We start from the raw sequence: 4,480 nt of genomic DNA on the forward strand, positions 1-4,480 counted from the left end.
CTCCTCGCATGGCCGACCCCGCTGTTCGTCCTCGGGCTGGCCTGGCTGACGCATCTGGCGCTCGACCGGGCCTTCGGCTACGGCCTGCGCGCCAAGGACGGCACGCGCCTCACGACGGTGCGCCTGCCCGTCGAGCCTGTCAGCCCCGCGTAGCTCAGCGCCGCCGAGCGGTCAGCGTGAAGGACGCCGGGAGTCGCTCGGGGCGCTCGCGCAGGCGGTACTCGTCGATCTCTTCGTCGTGGACCATGAAGCCCGGCAGTGCGTCCCACGGGACGCTGTCGTGCTCGGTGAGCGAGGTCACCTCCAGGCCCGCCTCGAGGACGGCGGTGACGATCTCGCCGAGCCCGTGGTTCCACTCCATCGAGCGGGGCTGCGCGACCTTGTCCGTGCCGGCGTAGGTGTACTCCTCGGTCCACACCATCGCCTCGGGCTGCTCGTAGTACGGGAGCTCGAGGGCGAGCGTCGTCGCCCCCGGACCACTGATCCACGGCTGCTGCTCGCGGTCGGGGTGCTCGGCGCCGACGGTCATCGCCAGGGCCGAGTTCAGGACGGGGTGCCCGTCGCGGATGAAGAGCCGGCCGCCCGGGCGCAGCAGGGCGGCGACGGTCTGCGCCCAGCGCTGGATGCTCGGCAGCCAGCAGATCGCGCCGATGCCGGTGTAGACGAGATCGAACTGCCGCCCGCCGAGCGCCTGCGGAGCGGCGTACACGTCGGACTGCACGTACTCGATCTCGGTGGCCGCGCGCCGCGCCAGCCTGCGCGCCTCGTCGAGCGAGGTCCCCGACAGGTCCACGCCGGTCACCTGCGCGCCCAGCCGGGCGAGGCTCAGGGTGTCGGTGCCGATATGGCACTGCAGGTGGACGACGTCCAGGCCCGCGATGTCGCCGAGCCGCGGCCGGTCGAAGGCGACGACGGCCGACAGGGCGTGCGGGTCGGCCAGCAGCCGGTCGATCGCGTAGCCCTGCGCGTGGACCGGGGCCCGGCTGTCCCAGTTGGAGCGGTTGAGCTCCAGGTAGTCGTCGGCGGACACGCGCCGGACGATAGCAGCCCACCCGGCACCCCTTCCGGCACCCGGCAGAGCGCGCATCGGCGCCGGTCGATCGCGATCGTCCGCACCGGCGCGGGTGGCCCCCGCGGCTCAGGCCACGGCGTCGGCGCCGAGGGCCGCCTGGGCGGAGGGCGGGGTCAGGGTGATGGGCGCGGGCCTGCCGAACAGGTAACCCTGTGCCTTGGTGTAGCCGGCGGCGCTCAGGATGGCGGCCTGGTGCTCGCTCTCGACGCCCTCGGCGACCGCGTCCAGGCCCAGGGCGCTGCTCAGTCCGAGCACGGTGCGCATGACGGCGTCGCACCGCGGGTCGACGCCCAACTGGGACACGAACCTCTGGTCGAGCTTGACCAGGTCGAGCGGCAGTTCGGTGAACTGCACGAGCCCGGCGTACCCGGTCCCGACGTCGTCCATCGCCAGGCGCACCCCGCGTCGCCGCAGGTCGTCGAGGCCGAGCAGGTCGAGTCCGTCCAGCCGCGGCATCTTGGTCTCGGTGATCTCCAGGACGAGCTTCGTGGGCGGCAGCCCGCTCGACTCGAGCTCGGCGAGCACGTCCTCGACGAAGTCGGGCTGCTCCAGCTGGACCGCCGCGATGTTGACGTGGACCTCGGGTGCGTCTGGCCCGTGGCTGCGGAACCAGGAGGCCCCGGCGCGGCAGGCCTCGCGCAGCACCCACCTGCCGACCGGAAGCATGAGCGTGCTCGCCTCGAGAGCGGGGAGGAACTCCGCGGGGGCGATGAGGCCGCGGGTGGGGTGCTCCCAGCGGAGGAGCACCTCGGCCGCCCGCACCTCTCCGGTGGCCATCTCGACGATGGGCTGGGCGAAGAGCCGGAACTGCTCGTCGCGCAGCGCGATCCGCAGCTCGCGCAGCAGGGTGATGGGCGGGTCGGACCGGCCGGACTCCCGGTAGGCGCGGATGCTGTTGTTCCCGGCGCGCTTCGCCTCGTACATCGCCGTGTCCGCGCAGGCCAGGGCGACCTCGGCGCCCGTCCCGGGCGTGACCAGCACCATCCCGATGCTCATCCCGACGGGGAAGGAGTCCACGGCGTCCTCGGTGACCGGGAGCTCGACGGCTTCCATCAGCCGCCGGGCGACGTTCTCGAGCTCGGTCAGGGTCGAGATCCCCGGGTAGACGACAGCGAACTCGTCGCCGCCGATGCGCGCGAGCGTGTCGATCGGCCGGATGCGCGTGACCAGTCGCCCGGCGATCGCCTTGAGCGCGGCGTCGCCCGCGGGGTGGCCGAAGGTGTCGTTGACCTCCTTGAACCCGTCCAGGTCGCAGAAGAGCAGCCCGGCGACGCTCCCGGTCGCCGTCGCCTCCGCGAGGCGGTCGATCAGCAGCGCGCGGTTGGGCAGGCCCGTGAGCGGGTCGTGCAGGCTCTGGCGGAGCAGCGCGCTCTCGGCGCGGCGTCGGGCGGTCACGTCCTCCACGATGCACAGGACGTACGACGTCTGCTGGCCGGCCGGGTCGGTGGACCGGACCAGGGCCGCCGACGCGATGCCCCATCGGGTGGCGCCCGAGGCGTCCTCGAACCGCATCTCCGCGCGCTCCTGGCTGTCCGGATCGCGGAGGAGGCGGGTGATCCATCGGCGGCACCTGCCGCGGTCCTCGGGGTGGACGAGGTCGTGCAGCGTGCGCTGCCGGAGCCCGGTGGTCGGCAGGCCGGTGAAGGTCGAGGCCGTGGCGTTCGACTCGAGGATCGACTGGCTGCCCGCGGTCGCGTCGAGGATCAGCATGGTGATCGGGGCGGTGTCGAAGGCGAGCCGGAAGCGTTGCTCGGAGTCGATCAGGCGCGTCTCGGCGGCGACGTGCTCGCTGATGTCCTGCGCCACGCACATGACTCCCGTGCCGTCGCTGGTCGGCGAGATCGTCATCTCGGCGACCAGTCGCGTGCCGTCCGCACGACGCAAGGTCCACCGCTTCGGCGTGCCGTGCCACTGCTGTGCGAGGTCGAGCAGCGAGGTGCCGTCGGGGAGGGGGAGCCCGTACCCGACAGCGGCCAGCTCGTCGGGGTCCCACAGGTCCAGGAGCGGCGTACCGATCATGTCCTGAGGGGCATGGCCCAGGATGGCGGCTGCGCCGGCGTTGAAGAGCGTGATCAGCCCGGCGCTGTCGGCTCCGACGATGATCTGCATCGTGGCGGCATCCATCAGGCTCGACAGGCGGTCCCTGGCCTCACGGATCTCCTGCGCTGCCGCGCGCGTCCGCGTCACGTCCCGGGCCGTGAGGATCGCCCCGCCGCTCGCCGAGTCGTCGGCATGGGTGGGCACCTGCGCGACCGAGACGCTGAGGAACCGCGCCGGGGCCCCGGCATCCACACGCTCGACGAGGTCGATCTCCGCCGGGCCGTCTCCGCCCAGGGCGGCGCGGATCGGTGACCGCGTCAGCGGGTGCGCGGCGCCCGTGGCGTCCAGCTCGTCGTACCTCGCGGCCCAGAGCTCGTCGAGCGGGTCGTCGAGCAGTCGCAGCGCCGCGGCGTTGCTGTGCAGGACGCCGCCGTTCGAGCCGTAGACGATGATCGCGTGGGGAGTGGTCTCCACGATGGTGTGCAGCAGCCCCGCCTGGCGCACGGCGCCTCGTTGGGCCAGCTCGGCGCGCTGGTGAGCGGCCCGGCTCTCCTCGTTGCGCAACGCGAGCGAGAGCGTGACCAGCGACGAGACGCCGACCAGCGCCTGGGCGAGGAGTGCTGACTCGTTCACGTCCGGGACGGCGAGCGGCCCGAGCCCGCGGAGGGTGAACCAGACGACCACGGCGCCCGAGACGAGCGTGTACAGGCCGCCGATGTCGGCCCCGTACCGTTCGGCCACCACGATCCCGATCGGGAGCAGCAGGAACGCCGTCGCCGGCGCGTCCATGAACCCGAAGAAGGCCACGTGGACGCCGGCAGCCGCCAGGAGCACCGCGACGGTCTCGATCGTCCGTACCGGCCGAGCGTGCTGGACGCGTGCCCGGCGGGGGTCGGTCAGGACGAGCAGGGGTGCGCCGACCACCAGGATGCCGATCGCGTTCCGCGCGACCCACTGCGTCAGGACGCTCTCCAGGGAAGCGTCCTCGGCGAGGTGCATCGCGACGCCGGCCACCAGGCCACCGAGCGCGGTGGCCGCGACGGCTGCCACGGCGGCAGCGATCAGGTCCGCAGGGCCGCGCACTCGGAGCGGTGCGCGGCCGAGCCGGCGCTGGATCGCGTACATCGCCCAGCAGAACGCGATCGCCTGGGCCCCGTTCGCGATGCCGAGGGCGACACCGACGTCGTACCTGACGCCGGTGGCCACGTTGAGGACCCCGGCGAGCACGGCAAGGAGCGGCCCGGCGACATGCACCTGCCGACGAGCCGCAGAGCGCACGATCCACAGCACTCCCACTCCCGCAGCGGGCCAGATCGGTGCCAGCTCGTCCGGGCCCATGCGCGTGGCGCGTCCCATGAGCACCGCGGC

The 4,480-nt window shown here is 73.0% G+C and carries 3 protein-coding genes; 1 reads left to right on the forward strand and 2 read right to left on the reverse strand.

Translation table 11 applies throughout. From position 1 onward, the window contains the following. The first annotated feature begins 21 nt into the window (after positions 1–21). Entirely contained in the window at positions 22–153 is a 132-nt protein-coding gene (locus ABWK99_RS13870; RefSeq protein WP_372595292.1) for a DUF4260 family protein, read from the forward strand. Position 154: 1 nt separating this feature from the next. On the opposite strand, the gene ABWK99_RS13875 is transcribed toward ABWK99_RS13870, so the two are convergent. Beyond that, positions 155–1,030: a class I SAM-dependent methyltransferase gene (locus ABWK99_RS13875; RefSeq protein ID WP_372595290.1), complete on the reverse strand. Its 876-nt coding sequence runs from the start codon at positions 1,028–1,030 to the stop codon at positions 155–157. Positions 1,031–1,138: 108 nt separating this feature from the next. Then, a partial coding sequence (locus ABWK99_RS13880) for an EAL domain-containing protein (protein ID WP_372595291.1) occupies positions 1,139–4,480 on the reverse strand: 3,342 nt, incomplete at its 5' end.

Origin of the sequence: Actinotalea sp. (assembly GCF_041597215.1) — a bacterium.
In the GTDB taxonomy this organism is placed as follows: Bacteria; Actinomycetota; Actinomycetes; order Actinomycetales; family Cellulomonadaceae; genus Actinotalea.